This is a genomic window from Arthrobacter sp. PAMC25564 (genome assembly GCF_004798705.1).
Taxonomy (GTDB): domain Bacteria; phylum Actinomycetota; class Actinomycetes; order Actinomycetales; family Micrococcaceae; genus Arthrobacter.
In genome coordinates, this window is the sequence record NZ_CP039290.1 from 1614039 (window position 1) to 1635233 (window position 21195).

16 protein-coding genes are annotated in these 21195 nt (G+C 67.4%); 14 read left to right on the forward strand and 2 right to left on the reverse strand.

Features of this window, described 5'->3' with window-relative positions:
- Positions 1 to 22: 22 nt before the first annotated feature.
- The gene (locus E5206_RS07405; protein WP_136321924.1) at positions 23 to 1174 is read right to left on the reverse strand and encodes a glutamate--cysteine ligase; all 1152 of its coding nucleotides are present in this window, start codon (positions 1172 to 1174) and stop codon (positions 23 to 25) included.
- Between the two features lie 346 nt (positions 1175 to 1520).
- On the opposite strand from E5206_RS07405, the gene E5206_RS07410 reads away from it, so the two are divergent.
- Together E5206_RS07410 and E5206_RS07415 are read left to right on the forward strand one after the other, a co-directional pair.
- On the forward strand, positions 1521 to 3053 hold the full coding sequence (locus E5206_RS07410) for a glycoside hydrolase family 3 N-terminal domain-containing protein (protein WP_346763468.1): 1533 nt from the start codon (positions 1521 to 1523) through the stop codon (positions 3051 to 3053).
- Between the two features lie 63 nt (positions 3054 to 3116).
- Positions 3117 to 3926, forward strand: coding sequence for a shikimate 5-dehydrogenase (locus tag E5206_RS07415; protein ID WP_136324013.1), 810 nt, complete (start codon positions 3117 to 3119; stop codon positions 3924 to 3926).
- A gap of 9 nt (positions 3927 to 3935) precedes the next feature.
- On the opposite strand, the gene E5206_RS07420 is transcribed toward E5206_RS07415, so the two are convergent.
- A complete protein-coding gene (locus E5206_RS07420) occupies positions 3936 to 5177 on the reverse strand; it encodes a class I SAM-dependent methyltransferase (RefSeq protein ID WP_136321926.1) in 1242 nt (413 codons plus the stop codon).
- Positions 5178 to 5233: 56 nt separating this feature from the next.
- On the opposite strand from E5206_RS07420, the gene E5206_RS07425 reads away from it, so the two are divergent.
- The 12 genes from E5206_RS07425 (at position 5234) to guaA (ending at position 21023) form a co-directional block, all read left to right on the forward strand.
- On the forward strand, positions 5234 to 5674 hold the full coding sequence (locus tag E5206_RS07425; RefSeq protein ID WP_240690029.1) for a hypothetical protein: 441 nt from the start codon (positions 5234 to 5236) through the stop codon (positions 5672 to 5674).
- A gap of 223 nt (positions 5675 to 5897) precedes the next feature.
- Positions 5898 to 6194 carry a co-chaperone GroES gene (gene groES / locus E5206_RS07430; protein ID WP_018773735.1) on the forward strand — a complete coding sequence of 99 codons (297 nt, stop codon included), beginning with the start codon at positions 5898 to 5900 and terminating at the stop codon, positions 6192 to 6194.
- Between the two features lie 79 nt (positions 6195 to 6273).
- Positions 6274 to 7884, forward strand: a complete 1611-nt coding sequence (groL, locus tag E5206_RS07435; protein ID WP_136321927.1) for a chaperonin GroEL — start codon at positions 6274 to 6276, stop codon at positions 7882 to 7884.
- 305 nt (positions 7885 to 8189) lie between these two features.
- Positions 8190 to 10271, forward strand: coding sequence for an acyltransferase family protein (locus tag E5206_RS07440; protein ID WP_136321928.1), 2082 nt, complete (start codon positions 8190 to 8192; stop codon positions 10269 to 10271).
- A 205-nt stretch (positions 10272 to 10476) separates the two neighbouring features.
- Complete coding sequence (gene guaB / locus E5206_RS07445) at positions 10477 to 11988, forward strand: IMP dehydrogenase (protein WP_136321929.1); 1512 nt, start codon at positions 10477 to 10479, stop codon at positions 11986 to 11988.
- A gap of 64 nt (positions 11989 to 12052) precedes the next feature.
- Entirely contained in the window at positions 12053 to 13903 is a 1851-nt protein-coding gene (locus E5206_RS07450) for an ABC transporter ATP-binding protein (RefSeq protein ID WP_136321930.1), read from the forward strand.
- Between the two features lie 143 nt (positions 13904 to 14046).
- Positions 14047 to 15183: a GuaB3 family IMP dehydrogenase-related protein gene (locus tag E5206_RS07455; RefSeq protein ID WP_136321931.1), complete on the forward strand. Its 1137-nt coding sequence runs from the start codon at positions 14047 to 14049 to the stop codon at positions 15181 to 15183.
- 72 nt (positions 15184 to 15255) lie between these two features.
- Positions 15256 to 17007: a glycerol-3-phosphate dehydrogenase/oxidase gene (locus E5206_RS07460; RefSeq protein WP_136321932.1), complete on the forward strand. Its 1752-nt coding sequence runs from the start codon at positions 15256 to 15258 to the stop codon at positions 17005 to 17007.
- Positions 17008 to 17084: 77 nt separating this feature from the next.
- Positions 17085 to 17573, forward strand: a complete 489-nt coding sequence (locus tag E5206_RS07465; protein WP_136321933.1) for a PTS sugar transporter subunit IIA — start codon at positions 17085 to 17087, stop codon at positions 17571 to 17573.
- A gap of 317 nt (positions 17574 to 17890) precedes the next feature.
- Positions 17891 to 18793, forward strand: coding sequence for an SURF1 family protein (locus E5206_RS07470; protein WP_136321934.1), 903 nt, complete (start codon positions 17891 to 17893; stop codon positions 18791 to 18793).
- Positions 18790 to 19302 (forward strand): DUF3817 domain-containing protein, encoded by a 513-nt coding sequence (locus E5206_RS07475; RefSeq protein WP_136321935.1) that lies wholly within the window; start codon positions 18790 to 18792, stop codon positions 19300 to 19302. Before E5206_RS07470 ends, E5206_RS07475 begins: the two co-directional genes overlap by 4 nt.
- Before the next feature lie 131 nt (positions 19303 to 19433).
- Positions 19434 to 21023 (forward strand): glutamine-hydrolyzing GMP synthase, encoded by a 1590-nt coding sequence (gene guaA / locus E5206_RS07480; protein ID WP_136321936.1) that lies wholly within the window; start codon positions 19434 to 19436, stop codon positions 21021 to 21023.
- The last annotated feature ends 172 nt before the right edge of the window (positions 21024 to 21195 follow it).

Below are 21195 nucleotides of genomic sequence, written 5' to 3' on the forward strand. Positions count from 1 at the left end.
TGCTGTGAGGTGAAGGCCCGGCCTAGGCCTCGGGCCCCTTGCGCATCTGCTGGACCAGGTCCAGTACGACGGCGCGCAGGTCGCCTCCGTGCTCTGCCGCCACGCGCCGCTGCCGCTGGTAGCCGGCGCCGCGCTCGATGATCTTCAGCACGTCGGCCAGCTCGGCGCTGCAGCCGAGTTTCACGGCGACGGGTTCAAGCCGGGCGACTGTCTCGCGGATGTGGTCCGTGACGAGCTGCTCGTTGCCTTCGGCATCGAGGATGATGATGGCGTCCAGGCCGTAGCGCGCGGCACGCCATTTGTTTTCCTGCACATGCCAGGGTGGCATGGTCGGTATGGTCCCGCCGTTGTCCAGCAGGGTGGAGAAGTCGTCCACGAGGCACTGGGTCAGCGCTGCAATGGCGCCGACTTCCTCGAGGGTGGCCAGTCCGTCGCAGATGCGCATCTCGATGGTGCCGAAATGGGGGACGGGCCGGATGTCCCAGCGGATTTCGGAGAGCGAGTCGATCACTCCGGTGGTGAACATGTCCTGGGCATAGGACTCGAAGTCCTCCCAGCTGGAGAACTGGAAGGGCAGGCCGGCGGTGGGCAACTGCTGGAACATCAGCGCGCGCTGGGAGGCGTAGCCGGTGTCCTCGCCGCCCCAGAACGGGCTGGAGGCAGAGAGCGCCTGGAACTGCGGGAAGTAGTTCACCAGGCCGTCCAGGACGGGGAGGACCTTGTCCCGGCTGTCGAGGCCGACGTGGACGTGGACGCCGTAGATGACCATCTGGCGGCCCCACCACTGGGTGCGGTCAATGAGCTTGGCGTACCGGGCCTTGTCCGTCACGGGCTGAAGCTGCGGCGGGCTGAAGGGGTGGCTCCCGGCACAGAAGATCTCGACGCCCATGGGGTCGGTGACGTCACGGACCGCCGCGAGGGAACTGCTCAGGTCCGCCTTTGCCTCGGCCACAGTGTTGCAGATCCCGGTGACAAGTTCCACCGTGTTCAGCAGCAGCTCCTGCTTGATGTGCGGGTGCTCGTCGTCCTCGTTCAGTTCGGGATGCCGTGCGGCGACCCCGCGGAGCACTTCCTTGGCCACGGAGGCCAGCTCTCCGGTTTCCGCATCGACGAGGGCGAGCTCCCATTCCACACCAAGAGTTGATTGCCTGGATGAAGCGAAATCAATCTTCATGTGGTCCCTTCACTGTTCGGCTGTCTGTTTCCGCGGCCCTGGCCGACGGTGCCACGGCCAGCGGAACCGGCAATGTCACCATCAGAGGTACTGGCAAAGTCACGAGCGGCGTCGCCGGACAGTTGGCAGGGCAACGGTGGTCCAAGTCTAGTGCAGGGGTACCATCGAGACGGTGGCCAGACGACAGCGAACAAGTGAAAGTGTTCACAAAAGAACTCCGACCGCAGCGGTTTTGATGGCAGTTCTGGGACTGGCCCTCGGAACGGCCTCCTGCTCGGCGCCTCCGCCGCCAGCACCTTCAGGCCGTCCCGCGGCCCCGTCACCACACGGCGTCCCGGATTCCCCGTTGGACACCGGATCCCGGCCGCTCGGCTGGGGACCGGAGCAGCGGGACGCCGACGCGGCCGCCCAGGCCGTGGCCGCCATGAGCCTCGAACAGGAGGCCGGGCAGGTCCTGCTGCCGAACTTTACCGGGCCCGACTATGAGTCCCACGCCGCGACCATCGAGCGCCTGCACCTAGCCGGCTCCATCATCATGGGAGACAACGTTCCCGGAACGCCTGGGGGACAGGTGGACACCGGCGCGATGCAGGGCGTCACCCGCCGGCTCCAGTTGGCGGCTCGGGCGGATGGCCGCGGCTGGCCCGGAATGATCGGCGTCGACCAGGAAGGCGGGGTGGTAGCCAGGCTGCGCGCCCCGCTGACCGAGTGGCCTGCCCCGATGAGCTACGGCGCCGCCGGAAACGGGCCGCTGGCCTCCGGTGCAGGCCAGGCCATGGGCTCGGAACTGGCTGCGCTGGGCTTCAACCTCGACTTCGCCCCCGCCCTGGATGTAACCATGGGCCCCGCAGATCCGACCATCGGGGCGCGGTCGATGTCCGGCAGCGCCGACGCGGCTGCGGAACTCGGCGTCGCCTTCTCCGGGGGGATGCTTGCCTCGGGGCTGCTGCCGGCAGTCAAGCACTTTCCCGGCCACGGCTCGGTAGACGTGGATTCGCATGCCGGTCTCCCCGTCCAGGGTGCGTCCCTGGACCAGCTCCGTGCCAAGGATCTGAAACCCTTCCAGGCGGCCATCAGTGCCGGCCTGCCCATGATCATGACAGGCCACGTCGCCGTGCCTGCGCTCGAACCCGGGGTACCCGCGTCTGTGTCCAAGCCTGCTTATGCGATGCTGCGGGGGATGGGCTTCCACGGCGTGGCGGTGACGGATGCGCTCAACATGGGGGCGGTCCGGAAGCAGTTCCCCAATGACTCCGCCGCTCCGCTGGCGCTCGCCGCGGGTGCCGACCTGCTGCTGATGCCGGCAGATGTGGCCGCAGCCCATGCCGCGATCGTCGGGGCCGTGAAGAGCGGGGCCCTGCCGCCGGAACGGCTGGCCGAGGCCGCGCGGCGGGTGGCCACCATGATGAGCTGGCGTGGCCGCACCGGCGCCCCGGCGGGAACGGCGCCGGGCAGCGGCACGGAGCTGTCGCGGAAGGTCTCCGCGGCTGCGGTCACCGTCCTGGCCGGCCCCTGCCATGGGCGGATGGTGCCCGCGGGCGTGCGTGTAACGGGCGGCTCCGAGGAGGACCGTTCACGGTTCACGGCCGCGGCCCGGAACGCCGGCATCAGCGTCGGCAGCGGGCCGCTCGTTTCCTTGATCGGTTTCGGCGGGGCGGCGGAGCCGGAGGCAGCAGAGGCGGCACCGGCGGACGTTGCCGTTGCCCTGGACGCGCCATGGGCGCTGGCCGGCTCTGCCGCTCCGGCGAAGATCGCCCTGTACGGCCGCAGCCAAGGCGCCTACGACGCGTTGCTGGCAGTCCTTGCGGGACAGGCGGCGGCCCCAGGGAAGCTTCCCGTCGCCGTCGGACCGCAGGGCCCGGGAACAGGTTGTGGCTGACACCGGACCCCGCCGGACTTTGCCGGAGGGTTTAATGGGGTTGTGCCCATACTGAACAAAGATATGACCCTGTGCATCTCGCTCTCGGCCCGGCCGAGCAACAACGGGACGCGTTTCCACAACTACCTGTATGAACAGCTGGGCCTGAACTGGATCTACAAGGCCTTCGCCCCCACGGATCTGGCCCAGGCAGTGGCCGGCGTCCGCGGGCTGGGGATCCGCGGCTGTGCCGTGTCGATGCCGTACAAGGAGGATGTCATCGCCCTTGTCGACGTCTTGGACCCCTCAGCGAAGGCGATAGATTCGGTCAACACCATTGTCAACGACGGCGGGACGCTCACCGCCTACAACACCGACTACACGGCCATCGAACAGCTGCTGCAGCGCAACGCCGTGCCGTCGTCGTACTCGGTGTGGGTGCTGGGCTCCGGCGGAATGGCCAAGGCCACCGTGGCGGCCCTGCGCGACGCCGGGTTCAAGGATGTCACCGTGATCGCCCGCAACGAGGCAGCGGGGCGGGCGCTCGCCGGACTGTACGGCTTCGCGTGGAGTCCGGAACTTCCCGCAAGCGATGGAGGCGGCAGCGCCGACATGCTCATCAACGTCACGCCGGTGGGTATGGCCGGCGGCCCGGACGCCGAGGCGCTGTCCTTCCCACAGGAGGCGATCGACGCTGCCAAGGTGGTGTTCGACGTCGTCGCCCTTCCGGCGGAGACGCCGCTCATCAAGGCTGCCCGGGCAGCGGGCAAGACCGTGATCACGGGAGCGGAGGTGGCCACCATCCAGGCGCTGGAGCAGTTCGTGCTGTACACCGGCATCCGGCCCACCGATGAACAGGTGCGGGCCGCCGAGGAATTCATGCGGGCCCAGTAGCTTCCGGAGCTAGGCCGGCTCCACCGAGATGGCCACCTTGTCCTCGCCGATCCTGGTGAGGACCAGGGTGGCCGTCTTCTTCGCGGCATTCCGGCCTCCGGCCTTAGCTGCGGCCTTCCCTGCGGGGAGCAGCTGCTTGCGCAGCTCTTCCGGGGTGACCGAGGTGCCGCGTTTCTTGATGTCCAGGACGCCGATGCCTTGGTCCCTGACCCAGGCCTTGAGGACCTTGACGTTGAGCGGCATCATCTCCAGGACCTTGTAGGCCCGGGCAAACGGGGTGTCCCTGAGTTCCGGGGCACAGATGTAGGCGATGTGCTCATCGACGAGGTGCCCGTCCAGCTGCAGTGCGACGTCGGCCACCAGGCCGGCGCGGATGACGGCGCCGTCGGGCTCGTACAGGTAGCCCTCCACAGGACCGACGGGGGCCAGCGGGCCGCCGCCGAAGTCCTCGCTGCTAGTCAGCTCCGCTGCCCCCTGCGGTCCCAGCAGGAGCGCTGCCCGCCGGATGCCGGGGCGGCGCACCGCGTTGAACCACAGCGCCACCTCGGTGACGTCCCCGCCCACCGAGACCCACTGGGCTTCGCAGCCCGCCGGGACCGCGTCATGCGGCATGCCCGGGCCCATCTTCACGCCGACGGCGAGGCCGGAGGCGGCCAGCGACTCCACGAATGACAGCGGAGGGGAGAAGTCTTCCGGATCCCAGAGCCGCTTCGTTCCCGAGCTGGAGGTGGTGCGGCGGGCCGGGTCGAGCCAGACGCCGTCGATCCCTTCCAGCGACATGGCGGTGGCATCCGAGTGGACCACGGTGGCGTTCCGGAACGGAATCAGGTTCATGGTTGCACAGGCGGCCGTGGTTTCGTCCACTTCCACCGCGGTGACCTGGATATCCAGGGAGGCCAGCGCCATCGCATCGGCGCCGAGCCCGCAGCCCAGGTCTGCCACATGGCTGATTCCGGCACCGAGGAACCGCTGCGCATGCCGGGCTGCCACCGTGAGCCGGGTGGCCTGCTCCAGGCCGGCCTGGGTGAAGATCATCTGCCGGGCGAACTCGCCGAACTTGGCCTCGGCCCTGGTCCGGAGCCGGGACTGGGTCAGCACTGCCGAGACTAGCTCGGGGGAGTGGCCGGCCTTCCGGAGGGAGGCGTTGAGCCGGAAAGCCTCGTCCTCCCGGTACGGTCCCAGCGACGCCAGCAGCTCCCACCCCTCGGGATTAAGGAGCGGGGCGATCTGGTCCTGCGGTGCGTCAGCCATGGGAACAAGCGTAGTGGAGGCGCTCTTCCCCAGATGCGCCCGCTAGTGTTGACGGCATGGAAGACAGCGGCATCAATGATCAGCGCAGCGACGACAACGGCCTGGCCGGCAACAGCAGCGCAGCGCAGCAGTACGCCGATGGGGACCACCGCAACCACCGGGGGCTTGCCCGGTATGCCCGCCCCGCGCTGATCGCCGGCGGGGTCATCGCCGTCGTCTGCGTTGCGTTGCTGGTCATCATCTTCTTCCTGGATTCCTTCAACGCGACCATCTACTCCGTCGGCGGCAAGGACGTCACGGATGCCACCGACGAGGCGCGGGCGATCCGCGACACGTACGCCGCGGCCCGTCTGGGCGGCATCATCTTCCTGGCCATCGGTGCCGCCCTCGCCGCCGCCGGGGGCCTCGTGCTGTACCGCCACCGGAGTGAGCAGGGCCGGGACGACGACGAAGAGAACGGCGAAGACGTGGACTTTGAGGACCTCGCCGGGCAGTAGCAAAGCACGTCGCGGGCGTTCATCCGGAACGGATTTCTGGCACTCGCCTTGACCGAGTGCTAACTCCTTACATAGAGTCGTCATTAGCACTCTCCCCCGGAGGGTGCTAACACATGAAGAACTGCCCGCCAGGCTTGCTGCCGGCACCGCGACGACGGTTTGCCAGCCCCGGGACCACAGTTCTACTGTCCACGAATTTGCTGACGTAGAAGGAGAGGTCCGAGTGTCGGTCTCTATTAAGCCTCTTGAGGATCGTATTGTTGTCCGCCCGCTCGAAGCAGAGCAGACCACGGCTTCCGGCCTGGTTATCCCGGACTCCGCGCAGGAAAAGCCCCAGGAAGGCGAAGTTGTTGCAGTAGGCCCCGGCCGCTTTGACGACAACGGCAACCGCGTTCCGATTGACGTTGCCGTCGGCGACGTCGTCATCTACTCCAAGTACGGCGGAACCGAAGTCAAGACCGGCGGCACCGAGTACCTCGTGCTGTCCGCCCGCGACGTTCTGGCGATCGTCGTTAAGTAACTTCCCTTGGACCCCCGCGCCGCCGATCCCTCTGACGATGGATCAGTTGCGCGGGGTTCTGTCTTGAAAGGACAAAACCATGGCAAAGCAGCTTGCGTTTAACGACGCTGCCCGCCGGTCGCTTGAAGCCGGCATCGATAAGCTCGCCAACACTGTCAAGGTGACGCTTGGCCCGCGCGGCCGCAACGTCGTGCTGGACAAGAAGTGGGGCGCTCCCACGATCACCAACGACGGTGTCACGATCGCCCGTGAAGTAGAACTGGACGACCCGTACGAGAACCTTGGCGCGCAGCTTGCCAAGGAGGTCGCCACCAAGACCAACGATGTTGCCGGTGACGGCACCACCACCGCCACCGTGCTGGCGCAGGCCCTGGTCAAGGAAGGCCTGCGCAATGTCGCGGCCGGCGCCGCCCCCGGCGAGATCAAGCGCGGCATCGAGGTCTCTGTCGAGGCCGTCGCCGCCCGCCTGCTCGAAAACGCACGCCCCGTCGGCGGCGACCAGGTCGCCAGCGTTGCCTCCATCTCTGCCCAGAGTGACGAGATCGGCGAGCTCCTGGCCGAGGCATTCGGCAAGGTCGGCAAGGATGGTGTGATCACCATTGAGGAATCCTCCACCACGCAGACCGAGCTGGTCCTGACCGAGGGCATGCAGTTCGACAAGGGCTACCTCTCCCCGTACTTCGTCACCGACGCGGAACGCCAGGAAGCAGTGCTCGAAGATGCCCTGATCCTGATCAACCAGGGCAAGATCTCCTCGGTCCAGGAATTCCTGCCGCTGCTGGAGAAGGCGCTGCAGAGCTCCAAGCCGCTGTTCATCATTGCCGAGGACGTCGACGGCGAGGCCCTGTCCACGCTGATCGTCAACCGCATCCGCGGCACCCTGAACGTCGTTGCCGTCAAGGCGCCGGGCTTCGGTGACCGCCGCAAGGCCATGCTGCAGGACATCGCCACCCTCACGGGCGCGCAGGTTGTCTCTGCGGAACTGGGCCTGAGCCTGGACACCGTCGGCCTCGAAGTGCTGGGCACTGCCCGGCGCATCACCGTCACGAAGGACAACACCACCATCGTCGACGGCGCCGGTTCGGCCGAGGACGTCGCAGCCCGGGTTGCCCAGCTGCGTGCCGAGCTGACCCGCACGGACTCGGACTGGGACAAGGAAAAGCTGCAGGAACGCCTCGCCAAGCTGGCCGGCGGCATCGGCGTGATCAAGGTCGGCGCAGCCACCGAGGTCGAGCTGAAGGAAAAGAAGCACCGCATCGAGGACGCCGTTTCCTCCACCCGCGCTGCCCTCGAAGAAGGCATCGTGGCCGGCGGCGGCGCCGCCCTCATCCACGCCCTCAAGGCGCTCGACGAGACCCCCGCCGTCCAGGCTCTCGAAGGTGACGCAGCCGCTGCTGTCGGCATCGTCCGCCGGGCACTGACCCAGCCGCTGCGCTGGATCGCCCAGAACGCCGGCTTCGACGGCTACGTCGTCGTTGCCAAGGTGGCCGAATCCGACAACAACCAGGGCTTCAACGCCAAGACCGGCGAATACGAAGACCTCATCGCTGCCGGCGTCATCGACCCGGTGAAGGTAACGCGTGCGGCCCTCCGCAACGCTGCCTCCATCGCGGCACTGGTCCTCACCACGGAAACCCTCGTGGTCGAGAAGCCTGCCGATGATGACGAGCACGCGGGCCACCAGCACTAACACGGGCCCCCGGCGCCTTCCCTGGCGCCAGCCCGGCAACACAGCTCCAGGACAGGGGGCCGGATCAGCATCAGCTGGCCCGGCCCCCTGTTTTTTGTGCCCCGGGCGCCCGCACCGCGGAATCTCCCCACGTCCGGCAGCGCCGCTGCCGGGTACGACGGCGGGTCCCGGCGACACGCCGCCGGGCACCTCCAGCGATGGGGGATTTCGCACCGGAACCGTCCACGTGGCCGCCCCGACGATTGGCCACAGAAATTACGGTTCGGTAACATTGATGCTTTGGAAGCCGGCCCGAGAGGATTTTTGTGTCGAACGAGCGAGCCGCTTCCAGCCCTGGAACGGCGGATGCGGGCTCATTCTCGGGCCGGAAATCCAGCTACCGCCCCGAAGTCCAGGGCCTCCGCGCCCTCGCGGTCCTCATGGTAGTCACCTATCACGTGTGGCTCGGCCGCGTCTCCGGCGGGGTGGACATCTTCCTTCTTATTTCAGCGTTCCTGATGACGCTCGGCTTCGTCCGGAAGGTCGAAAGCGGGAAACCCCTCCGGCTTCTGGGACACTGGCTGCACTTGCTCAAGCGGCTGCTTCCCGCCGTCGTGGTGGTCATCCTCGGCGTCCTCGCCGGCACGTGGGCCATCCTTCCGCAAAGCCGCTGGCCCGACGTCCTGGACCAGGCCTGGGCTTCCCTGCTCTACCGGCAGAACTGGCTCCTGGCGGACAGCGCCGTCGACTACTATGCGCAGGACCACTCCGGCGCCAGCCCGCTGCAGCACTTCTGGTCGCTGTCCGTCCAAGGCCAGGTCTTCCTGCTCTGGCCGCTCGTGTTTGCCGGCACGGCCCTGCTCCACCGGTTGCTCCGGCACCTGCTCAGGCACCGGTGGGCGGCCAGCTACCGGCTGTTGCTGGCCGCCGCCTTCGGGACAATCTTCGTGGTGTCCCTCGTGTACTCGGTTGACCAGACCGCCGGCAACCAGGGCTACGCCTACTTCGACACGCGCGCGCGGCTCTGGGAGTTCGCCCTCGGCTCCCTGCTGGCGCTGGCGCTGCCCTACCTCAAGCCCGGCAAGGTCCTGAGGGTGGCGCTGGGTTGGACCGGCCTTGCGGCGATGCTGTCCTGCGGGCTGCTGCTGACCGTGGACCGTTCCTTCCCCGGCTTCGTGGCGCTGTGGCCGACACTGGCGGCGGCCGCGATCATCGTCGCCGGGCAGAGTGGCAGCCGCTTCGGTGTGGACCGCCTGCTCAGCTGGAAGCCCCTCGTTTCTTTGGGCGATAACTCCTACGCCCTCTACCTCTGGCACTGGCCGTTGCTGGTCCTGGCCCTTGCGTGGATGGGGATCACGGCCCCGGACCTGGCGCAGGGCCTGATCATCGTCGCGGCCTCGGTCGTGCTGGCCGTACTGACCACCCGGTTCGTGGAGCAGCCAATGCGCGAGTGGCGCTGGCCGGAACGCCGCGTCTGGCGCACCGCCGTCGTCATCGCTGCCTGCGGCACGCTGCTGGCGGGCCCCGTGTCCGTCTGGCAGGGCCAGCTGCTGGCGGACGAGGCGGCAGCCGCGGCGCAGCCCAGGGAACTGACACCCGGGGCCGCCGCCCTGGCGCCCGAGAATGCGGGCAAACCCACGCCGGACGCGAAAATCATCCCGGCTCCGGCCGCGTTGAAGAACGAGTGGGCCGATATCGACGGGCTGTGCACGGACGGGAACGTCCCCGGCGATCCCCTGTTGTCCGGCTGCCTGCAGAACAGCAGGCCGGAAACCGTCACCAAGCGGATCGTGGTGCTCGGCGACTCCCACGCCCAGCAGTACATGGCAGCCCGCGGCCCCATCGCCAGGAGCCACGGCTGGGAGGTCGTCGCCCTGCTGAAGGGCAACTGCCGGTTCGGCGGCGCGACCCCGGACCGTGACGCCGACTGCAACGCCTTCAACAAGGCCAGTGCCGGGTATGTCCTGGAACACCGCCCCGACGCCGTCTTCACCGTGGCGTCCCTGACGCACATCGACGCGCCGTTCGAAACCGAGGTGCCCGGCTACCTTGAGGGCGTCAAACCCTTCACCGACGCCGGCATGGACGTCGTAGGGATCCGTGACAATCCCCGCTTCGGCATCAACATGCCCGAATGCGTCCAGAAGCACGGCCCGGATGCCCCGGACTGCAACGTGCCGCTGCAGGAGTCCCTGGCCGCTTCCTCGCCCCTGGACGCGTACCGGGGCAAGGTGCCGGGGCTGCACCTGATGGACCTGAGCGATTTCATCTGCGCCGGCGGACGCTGCCCCGCCGTGGTGGGCAATGTGTACGTCTACAAGGACGACAACCACCTGACCAAGACGTATGTCCAGACCATGATTCCGATGTTCGAGGAGCGGCTGCTCGCGGCCACGGGCTGGAGCTGACTCCCGCCGCAGGCGCGGTGGCACAGGCAGGGTGACGCGGTCCCGCATGCCGTACCTCACATTCCGCCCCGGAATATGGGGATCGCCGCCAAGGTTCTATTATTTATTCAACACTTCTGCACAGGCCACGCCCGTAATGACGGGCTGGTCATCTGATGCAACCCCTACCCGTGAAACCCTGCAACCCAAGGTAAGAGGCGCACTCATGACCCAGCCCGAACACAACCCCTTCGGCTTCATCGGCCTGACGTATGACGACGTCCTGCTCCTGCCCGGCCACACGAACGTGATTCCCTCCGAAGCGAACACCTCGTCCCGGATCTCCAAGCGCATCACGGTCCAGACGCCGCTGCTGTCCGCCGCCATGGATACCGTCACCGAGTCGCGGATGGCGATCGCCATGGCCCGCCAGGGCGGCCTCGGCGTCGTGCACCGCAACCTCTCCATCGCAGACCAGGCCGACCAGATCGACCGGGTCAAGCGCAGCGAATCGGGCATGATCACCAACCCCGTGACCATCGGCCCCGAGGCAACTCTTGCCGAGCTGGACGAGATCTGCTCGCACTACCGCGTGTCCGGTCTTCCGGTGGTCGACGAGGGCAACCGGCTGCTGGGCATCGTCACCAACCGCGACACCCGCTTCGTGCCGGAGTCCGACCTCCCGATCCGCCTGGTCAGCGACGTCATGACCAAGATGCCGCTCGTCACCGGGCACGTCGGCATCAGCCGCGAGGAAGCCTCGCACAAGCTTGCCACCAACAAGATCGAGAAGCTCCCGCTCGTTGACGAGCAGGGACGGCTCAAGGGCCTCATCACCACCAAGGACTTCACCAAGGCCGAGCAGTACCCGCTCGCGACCAAGGACGAGGAAGGCCGCCTGCGCGTCGGCGCGGCCATCGGATTCTTCGGCGACGGCTGGGAACGCGCCATGGCGCTCGTCGACGCCGGCGTGGACGCCCTCTTCGTTGACACCGCCAACGGGCACTCCCAGGGCGTGCTGGACATGATCCGACGGCTTAAGTCGGACCCCGCCGTCGCGCACGTGGACATCATCGGCGGCCAGGCCGCCACCCGTGAAGGCGCCCAGGCGCTGATCGACGCCGGTGCCGACGGCATCAAGGTCGGCGTCGGCCCTGGCTCGATCTGCACCACCCGCGTCGTCGCCGGCGTCGGCGTCCCGCAGATCACGGCCATCTACGAGTCCGCCAAGGCGGCCATCCCCGCCGGCGTTCCGCTGATCGCCGACGGTGGCCTGCAGTACTCGGGCGACATCGGCAAGGCGCTGGTCGCCGGCGCCGACACCGTCATGCTCGGCTCCCTGCTGGCGGGCTGCGACGAGTCCCCGGGTGACCTGATCTTCGTCAACGGCAAGCAGTTCAAGCTCTACCGCGGCATGGGTTCGCTCGGGGCCATGCAGACCCGCGGCAAGAACACCTCCTACTCCAAGGACCGCTACTTCCAGGCCGACGTCTCCGGCGATGACAAGCTCATCCCGGAAGGTATCGAAGGCCGCGTGGCCTACCGCGGCCCGCTGGCCTCCGTGGCCTACCAGCTGGTCGGCGGGCTCCGCCAAACCATGTTCTACACCGGAGCCCCGACGATCCCCGAACTCAAGGCCCGCGGAAAGTTCGTCCGGATCACCCCGGCTGGCCTGAAGGAATCCCACCCGCATGACATCCAGATGACGGTCGAGGCACCCAACTACGGTTCCCGCTAAGCCCACGGCCGCCAGGCCGGACGCCGCCACTTTTATGGTCACCGGTCAGGACTAGGCTCAATCCATGTCTGAACTCCCGCCCGCGCGTGAGCCCCGGCGCAAGCTTGCGCTGAGGCCCTACGCGCGGGCGGTGGGGCAGGTTCTGCGGGTCAGTTTCCGGGCCTCGCCCGCGGCCGTGGTCATGAAGGTGGCGGGATCGCTGATCTCGGCGCTGTTGCCGCTCGTCACCACGTATTATGCGGCGCTGACCACCACCTCACTCGCGGCAGCCTATTCGGGCAACGCCGCCGCAGGCCAGCAGGCCATCGTCTACGTCATCATCACCGCCGCGCTGGGGCTGTTCTGGGGCGCCTTCAGCAGCGTGGACCGCTACATCCAGCAGCTCATGAGCTTCCGGGTGGGCGCGATCGTGGGCGACCTGATGTACGAGCGCTTCCTGGCCCTCGAGTTCTGGCGGTACGACGACAAGGAAACTGTCGACCTCTACGACCGCGCCAAGCGCTTCTCCGACTCCTACGCGCGGGTCCTGGACCGCATCGCCGCGATCTTCACCCAGGCGGTCTCCGTAATCCTCGCCATCGGGGCGCTCCTGCTGGTCAGCTGGTGGATCGCGGTGATCGTCCTGATCGCGATCGTCCCCAGCGTGTACCTGCAGTTCAGGCTCTCCCGCGAGCAGATCGCCCACTGGAACACCCAGGTCGATTCGCGCCGGCAGCGGCGCATGATCGAAACCAACCTGCTCCGCCCCCAGCACATTGCCGAGATGCGCCTCTACGGGATCGTCGGCTACCTGATGGGACTGCGCTCCCGGCTACGGGACGCCGACGAGAAGCGCCGGCTGGACTTCCAGAAACGCTACATTCCCAAGCAGCTCGCGGCGGATGCCTTGCAGTACGGCGCCGAGGTGGTGTCGCTGATCTGGGTGGTAGGCCAGATCATCGCGCGGGCCCAGCCCGTCGGGCAGTTCCTCTACATCCAGCAGATCGTCAGCCGTGCCCTGTCCACGGCAAACAACCTTGTCTCCTCGCTCAGCTCGATCGACGAGGACCTGGCAAACTTGACGGATTACGAACTGTTCATGGCACTCCCGGTGCATTCCAGCCACGCCCCGCCGCTGCTGCAGGCCCCGAAGACTGTGGAATTGCGGGACATCCGGTTCACCTACACGGGCAGCGAACTCGAGGTCATCAAGGGCATTTCCCTGACCATCCGGGAAGGCCAGCACATTGCAATCGTAGGGGAGAACGGCGCGGGCAAGTCCACCCTGATCCGTATCCTCGCCGGCCTCTACCGGCCGGATTCCGGGCAGGTGCTGCTCGACGGCGTTGACCTCGCCGGCGTCGACGTCAAGTCCTGGCACCGGCATCTCGCAGTGCTCAGCCAGGAGTTCCTCAAATACGAGTTCGCGACGGCAGCGGAGAACATCTTCTTCGGCGACGTGGACGCGCCCCGCGATGACGGCCGGATCCGCAGGGCCGCCGCCGACGCGGAAGCCCTGGAGTTCATCAACAAGCTGCCCAACGGGCTGGACAACCACGTCAGCAACTGGATGGAGGACCCGCGCGGCCGGAAGGGAAGCGGCCTCTCCGGCGGCCAATGGCAGCGGCTCGCGATGGCCCGGAACTTCTACCGCAACGCCCCGTTCATGGTCATGGACGAGCCCACCTCGGCCATCGATGCGCTGGCCGAACACCGGATCTTCACCCGGCTCTTCGCCGACCGCAGCAGCACCATGATCGCCATCAGCCACCGGTTGGCCACGATCGAGAAGGCCGATGTGGTCTACATGCTGGAGGACGGCAGGATCGTGGAACAGGGCACGCACAAGGAACTCGTGGCGCTGCGCGGCCGGTACTTCCGGATGTTCGAATCCCAGCTGACAGCCGTGGAGACCGGTGACGCCAGCGCGGAGTGACGCCGGCAGTGAGCGGTGATTTGCCGGAGATGGCCGCTGTCCTGCGTCGTATTCCGGCCAGATGTGGCAAAGGGGCGAGGGCCGGCTCCGGGAGCCGGGCGGCCCATCGGCATCAGGTCCCTTCACTGGGATAACCTAGAGCAGTGACTTACGAGATTGAGATTGGCCTTGGCAAGCGTGGGCGTCGTGCCTACTCCCTGGATGACCTTGCGATCGTCCCCAACCGGCGTACCCGTGACCCCAAGGACGTGTCCGTCTCCTGGCAGATCGATGCCTACATGTTCGACATGCCGGTCATCGCCGCACCGATGGATTCGGCCATGTCCCCGGAAACCGTCATCGCCCTGGGCCGCCTCGGCGGACTCGGCGTGCTCGACCTCGAGGGCCTGTGGACCCGCTATGAGGACCCGCAGTCCGTCCTGGACGAGATCGCCGCCCTCGCCGACGAGACCAACAGCCCGGCCGTCACCCGCCGCATGCAGGAGCTCTACAAGGCGCCCATCCAGCCCGGGCTGATCACCTCGCGGCTCGCCGAGATCCGCGCCGCCGGGGTCACCGTCGCCGGCTCGCTCACTCCGCAGCGGACCCAGGAACACTACAAGACCGTCGTGGCCGCCGGCGTCGACATCTTCGTGATCCGCGGCACCACCGTCTCGGCCGAGCACGTCTCCAAGGACCACGAACCGCTGAACCTCAAGCAGTTCATCTACGAACTCGACGTCCCCGTGATTGTCGGCGGAGCGGCCGGCTACACCCCGGCCCTGCACCTCATGCGGACCGGTGCCGCCGGCGTCCTGGTCGGGTTCGGCGGGGGAGCCACCACCACCACCCGGCGTGCACTCGGGATCCATTCGCCGATGGCCTCCGCCATCTCCGACGTCGCCGCAGCCCGCCGCGACTACATGGACGAGTCCGGCGGACGCTACGTGCACGTGATCGCCGACGGCGGCATGGGCGTCTCGGGCGACATCGTCAAGGCCATCGCGATGGGCGCCGACGCCGTGATGCTGGGCAGCGCACTGGCCCGCGCCGCGGAAGCCCCCGGCAAGGGCTGGCACTGGGGCCAGGAAGCGCACCACCTCGAACTTCCCCGCGGCGACAGGGTCAACGTGGGCACCGTGGGACCGCTCGAAGAGGTACTCTTCGGGCCCGGACACCACACCAACGGCACATCCAACCTGATCGGTGCGCTGCGCCGTTCGATGGCGACCACCGGCTACTCGGACCTGAAGGAATTCCAGCGCGTCGACGTCGTCGTTTCGCCCTACGCGGGGAACTGAGACCCCTGCCCATCCGGACCACTTGGACGTAGTCTGGTGCCCTACGAGGTTTGATCCGGATGGAGGCGTGAAATGAACAGTTTTCCTGGCGGTTCTCCCGTGCCCGGTGGTGCTCTGGGGCCTGAGCAGCGCGAAGCTTCAATCGCAGTCCTCCAGGGCACCAACGAGCCGGGCAAGGAACTCGACATCCTGATCGTCGGCGGCGGCATCGTCGGCGCAGGCTCCGCCCTGGACGCGATCACCCGCGGGCTGAGCGTCGGCATCGTGGAGGCCAACGACTGGGCCGCGGGCACCTCGTCGCGGTCCTCGAAACTGATCCACGGCGGCCTGCGCTACCTGGAGATGCTCGACTTCGCCCTGGTCAAAGAGGCACTGCACGAGCGCGGACTGATCCTCTCGGTCCTCGCCCCGCACCTTGCCCGGCCTGTCCCGTTCCTGTACCCCTTGACGAGGCCCTTCCTGGAGCGGCCGTATGTCGGCGCCGGGATCGCCCTGTACGACGTCATGTCCATCACTGGCGGGCACAGCCGCGGGGTGCCCTTCCACAAGCACCTGAGCCGCCGCGGGACCCTCCGCGCCGCGCCGAGCCTCAAGGACGACGCCTTCGTAGGGTCCATCCGCTACTACGACGGCCAGGTCGACGACGCCAAATACGTGGCCAACCTCGTCCGCACCGCCGCGCACTACGGTGCCCACGCGGTCAACCAGATGTCCGTCGTGGACTTCCTCCGCGAAGGCGAACGCGTCGTCGGGGCCAAGGTGGTCAACCACGAGGATGGCTCCAGCTTCAACATCCGGGCCAAGCAGGTCATCAACGCCACCGGGGTCTGGACCGACGAGACCCAGGCCATGGTGACGGACCGCGGCCAGCTCAAGGTGCGCGCCTCCAAGGGCATCCATCTCGTGGTGCCCCGGGACCGTGTCCAGTCGACCGTCGGGCTGATCCTGCGGACCGAGAAGTCCGTGCTGTTCGTCATCCCGTGGGGCCGGCACTGGATCATTGGCACCACCGACACCGACTGGCACCTGGACAAAGCCCATCCCGCGGCGTCCAGCAAGGACATCGACTACCTCCTGGAGCACGTTAATAAGGTCCTCAAGCGCCCGCTCACCCGCGAGGACGTCGAAGGCGTCTATGCCGGCCTGCGCCCGCTGCTGGCAGGGGAGAACGAATCCACCGCAAAACTCTCCCGCGAACACGTGGTGGCGCACCCGGTGCCGGGACTCGTCGTCGTGGCCGGCGGCAAGTGGACGACCTACCGGGTCATGGCCAAGGATGCCGTGGACGAGGCGACGCGGAGCATGGACGAGCGTGTCCCGCCCAGCTGCACGGATTCCATTCCGTTGCTCGGTGCCAGCGGCTTCAAGGCCGCGTGGAACAAGCGGAACCGGATGGCGGAGGAGACCGGCGTCCACGTGGCGCGGATCGAGCACCTGCTCAACCGCTACGGCTCCATGGCCGCCGAGGTGCTGGCGCTCATCACCGCAAACCCGGAGCTGGGCGAACCGTTGCCGGGAGCCGATGACTATCTGGCGGCCGAGGCCGTCTACGCCGCCACGCACGAAGGTGCCCGCCACGTGCAGGATGTGCTGACCCGCCGAACCCGGATCTCGATCGAGTCGTGGGACCGGGGTGTCTCTGCCGCCCCCGTAGTCGCTAAACTGATGGCAGACGTTCTCGGCTGGAGCGATGCGCAGCGCGAGGGCGAAATCAAGCACTACCTGGCACGGGTCGACGCCGAACGGCTGAGCCAGCAGCAACCGGACGACGAATCCGCCGACGCAGCACGAATGGGCGTGGAGGATATCGTTCCGTTGCGTTGACAGGCTCCGCCGATCCGTTGCGCTCATCATGAGCGCTCCGGGCGGCGTACACCGTTGCCACTTCGAAGGGACACCACTTGGCGGAACCACTGGACCGGTATGACGCCGGCCTCACCACCCCCGAGATGGTGATCCTGGAGCTTGACGCCACCGACAAACTGGACGCCACGGCCCAGCTCGCGGAACGGATGCATGCCGCGGGCCGGATCTCCGACCTCGAAGGATTCCTCAAGGATGTCAGCGCTCGCGAGCATCAGCTGGCCACCGGACTCCCGGGCGGCATCGGGCTGCCGCACGCCCGCAGCGAGCTCGTGTCGCGGACCTCGATCGCGGTGGGCATCACGAAGTATGGCAAGGCCCTCGACTTCGGCGCCGCTGATGGCCCCGCCACGGTCATCCTGCTGATCGCGACCCCGGCCAGCTCCTTCTCCGACCACCTCGAGGTGCTGGCGACGCTGGCGCGCTCGCTGTCCAAGGAATCGTTCCGCGAGTCGCTGCGCCGGGCCTACGACCCCGAGGTGATCGCCGAACTCATCAACTCCAGCCTGGTGTTCTTCGATCACTAGGGATTGGGGCAGGCCCTTTCGTGTCGACTCCGTCGCCACGCAGGGACCCTGCTGCCCCACTCCGGGGGCAGGCCCTTTCGTGTCGACTCCGTCGCCACGCAGGGACCCTGCTGCCCCACTCCGGGGGCAGGCCCTTTCGTGTCGACTCCGCCGCCACGCAGGGACCCTGCTGCCCCACTCCGGGGGCAGGCCCTTTCGTGTCGACTCCGCCGCCACGCAGGGACCCTGCTGCCCCACTCCGGGGCAGCAGGCCACTCCCGGGACCCGATTCCCAACGCGTTTCGTTGTTCTACACGCCGACGAAGTACGGTTAAGGGGTGCTGAAAACTGCCCTCAAACCCCGCTGGATCGCAGGCCTTGTGTTTGCGATCGCCATTTCGGGGGTCTTTGTGCTGCTGAGCCAGTGGCAGTTCGGCCGCTCGACCCAGTCGGAGGTTCCGGCCAGCACCACGACCGAGGAGCTCAAACCGCTCACCGCCGCCCTGCGGCCGGGGGAGTTCTTCCACGGTTCGGTCGCCGACCAGATGATCTCCGCTACCGGGAGTTATGATCCGCAGAAACAGGTCCTCGTCCCGGACCGCCTGAACGACGGCGCGAAGGGCTACTGGATAGTCTCAGCGTTCGCCGTCAAGGATGCCCCTGTCCTGACGGGAGCCGGCGCCTCCGCCCAGACCTGGATCCCCGTGGCACGCGGCTGGGTGGCGGATCCGGCGGATGCCGTGGCACCGCCGTCGGGCATCATTGAACTGACCGGACGGCTGCTGCCGTCCGAAGCACCGCTGCCGGCAACCGACCCCGGCCCCGGGCGCGCAACCGCCGTATCCGTCGCGGAACTCATCAACGTCTGGGACGTCAGCAGCTACCCCGGCTTTGTCGCCGCGGGCTCCGAACGGTCAGGGAACGCCGACGTCGGCGCGGTTGCCGTCTCGCGCGGCGGTGTCAAGCCGCTGAACGTCGGGCCCCAGCCCCCCGCCCAGAAGGTCAACTGGCTGAATCTCTTCTATTCCGTGGAATGGGTCGTCTTCGCCGGATTCGCGCTGTTTATCTGGTGGCGCCTGGTGAAGGACGACTACCGCCGCGGCCTGGAGGACGCACTCGACGCAGCCGAGGCGGCCGCCGCCGGCCGGAAGCCCGAAGGGGAGCCCGACGGCGGGGAGCCAACCGGGACCAGCACGAATACCAGCAACCGCAACACAACAGACCCGAAGGTGCAATCATGATCGAGCCCCAGCCGGCCATCCAGCCGCAGCAGTCCAATGGAGCGGGAACAGCCGCCGGCCGGAAGCGCCGCTTCGGCGGTACCGAGGCCCAGATCCGTTCCGCCCTGAAGTTCTACAAGGTCATGGCCTACCTGACCGGATCCATGCTGCTCCTGCTCTGTGCCGAGCTGGTCACCCGGTACGCCTTCGGACAGTACCTCTTCGCGGGCGGCACCAACGCCCTCACCGGCCAGCCGTTCGGCCTGGGATTCGCCGACGCCGAGCCGGCGGGAGTGATCGGGGGAGTGAACCTTTCGGTCACGATCCTGATCGTGCATGGCTGGATGTACGTTGTGTACCTGATTTCCAACTTCCGCCTGTGGTCCCTGATGCGCTGGCCGTTCGGCAAGCTCGTCCTTTTGGCGCTGGGCGGCGTTGTGCCGTTCCTGTCCTTCTTTGTGGAGAAGAAGTTCCACGCCGAGGTGGAGGCCGAGCTGGCCGCGAACCCGCAGGCACCGCAGCGCTACTGAGTTTTCGGCCCCGGGGCGTCGGCCGCCGTCGGGCGTCCGTAATGTGAGTTCGCTTACCTGGGGGCCCGGATACGGTGCCGCCCGGACTTCGCAATGTGCGGCCGGGCGGCGGCGCAAAGTAGGCTAGGGGGGTGACTACTCCCACTGCATCCCAGACGTCCCACAGGCCGGTGCTGGTTGTTGACTACGGTGCCCAGTACGCGCAGCTGATCGCCCGCCGCGTCCGGGAAGCGAATGTGTATTCGGAAGTGGTTCCGCATACCTACAGCACCGAGCAACTGCTGGCCAGGAACCCCGCCGCCATCATCCTCTCCGGCGGCCCCGCAAGCGTGTACGCCGAAGGCGCCCCGAGCGTCGGCGCAGACCTGTTCGAGGCCGGGGTTCCGGTCTTCGGAATCTGCTACGGCTTCCAGGCCATGGCCAACGCCCTTGGCGGCAAGGTGGCCAGGACCGGACTGCGTGAATACGGCGCCACCGAGACCACCACCATCGGCGAAGGCCGCAGCATCCTCGAGGGCATGCCCCAGCACCAGAGCACCTGGATGAGCCACGGCGACTCCGTGCACGACGCTCCCGAGGGCTTCGAGGTCCTAGCGACGACGGCGGGCGCCGACGTCGCCGCCTTCGCCAACGAGGAAAAGCGCCTTTACGGGGTCCAGTGGCACCCCGAGGTGAAGCACTCGGCCTACGGCCAGCAGGTCCTGGAGAACTTCCTGTTCAAGGGCGCCGGGCTCGAGCCGAACTGGACCACGGGCAACATCCTCGAAGAGCAGGTCGAGCGGATCCGCGCACAGATCGGCGATGCCCGGGTCATCTGCGGCCTTTCCGGCGGCGTTGATTCCGCCGTCGCCGCGGCCCTCGTGCAGCGTGCCGTCGGCGAACAGCTGACCTGCGTCTTCGTGGACCACGGCCTGCTGCGCGAAGGCGAAGCCGAACAGGTGGAACGCGACTTCGTAGCCGCGACGGGCGTCAAGCTCTATGTCGCCAACGAGCAGGAGCGCTTCCAGAGCGCACTGGCCGGTGTCAGCGACCCGGAGACGAAGCGCAAGATCATCGGCCGCGAATTCATCCGCGCCTTCGAGGAAGCCGAACAGGCCATCATCGCCGAGGCGGCCGCGCACGGCGAAAAGATCAGGTTCCTCGTGCAGGGCACCCTGTACCCGGACGTCGTCGAATCCGGCGGCGGCGAAGGTGCCGCAAACATCAAGAGCCACCACAACGTGGGCGGCCTGCCGGAAGACCTGCAGTTCGAACTCGTCGAACCGCTGCGCGCCCTGTTCAAGGACGAGGTCCGCGCCGTCGGTGCCCAGCTTGGCCTGCCGCAGGAAATCGTCGGACGCCAGCCCTTCCCCGGCCCCGGCCTCGGCATCCGGATCGTCGGCGAGGTCACCAAGGAGCGGCTTGACCTGCTGCGCAAGGCTGACGCGATCGCGCGCGCCGAACTGACCGCGGCAGGACTGGACGACGAGGTGTGGCAGATGCCGGTTGTCCTGCTGGCCGATGTCCGCAGCGTCGGTGTCCAGGGCGACGGCCGCACCTACGGCCACCCGATCGTGTTGCGTCCCGTGTCGTCGGAAGACGCCATGACCGCGGACTGGTCGCGGCTGCCCTACGATCTGCTGGCCAGGATCTCCAACCGGATCACCAACGAGGTGGACGGCGTCAACCGCGTGGTGCTCGATGTGACCAGCAAACCGCCGGGAACCATCGAGTGGGAATAGCATTGTGAATGGCCGGCCTCGTCGAGGCCGGCCATTCGTTTCACTCCCAAATTACTCCCGAATTCTGGTTCAATTTGCTCCGCGCCAGTGTTGCGGTGCCTCACCGGGCCCTGATTCGGGCTACCCTCGAATGCATGCCGGTATGGTCCAAGGCGTCCCGCGCGAGCAGAGA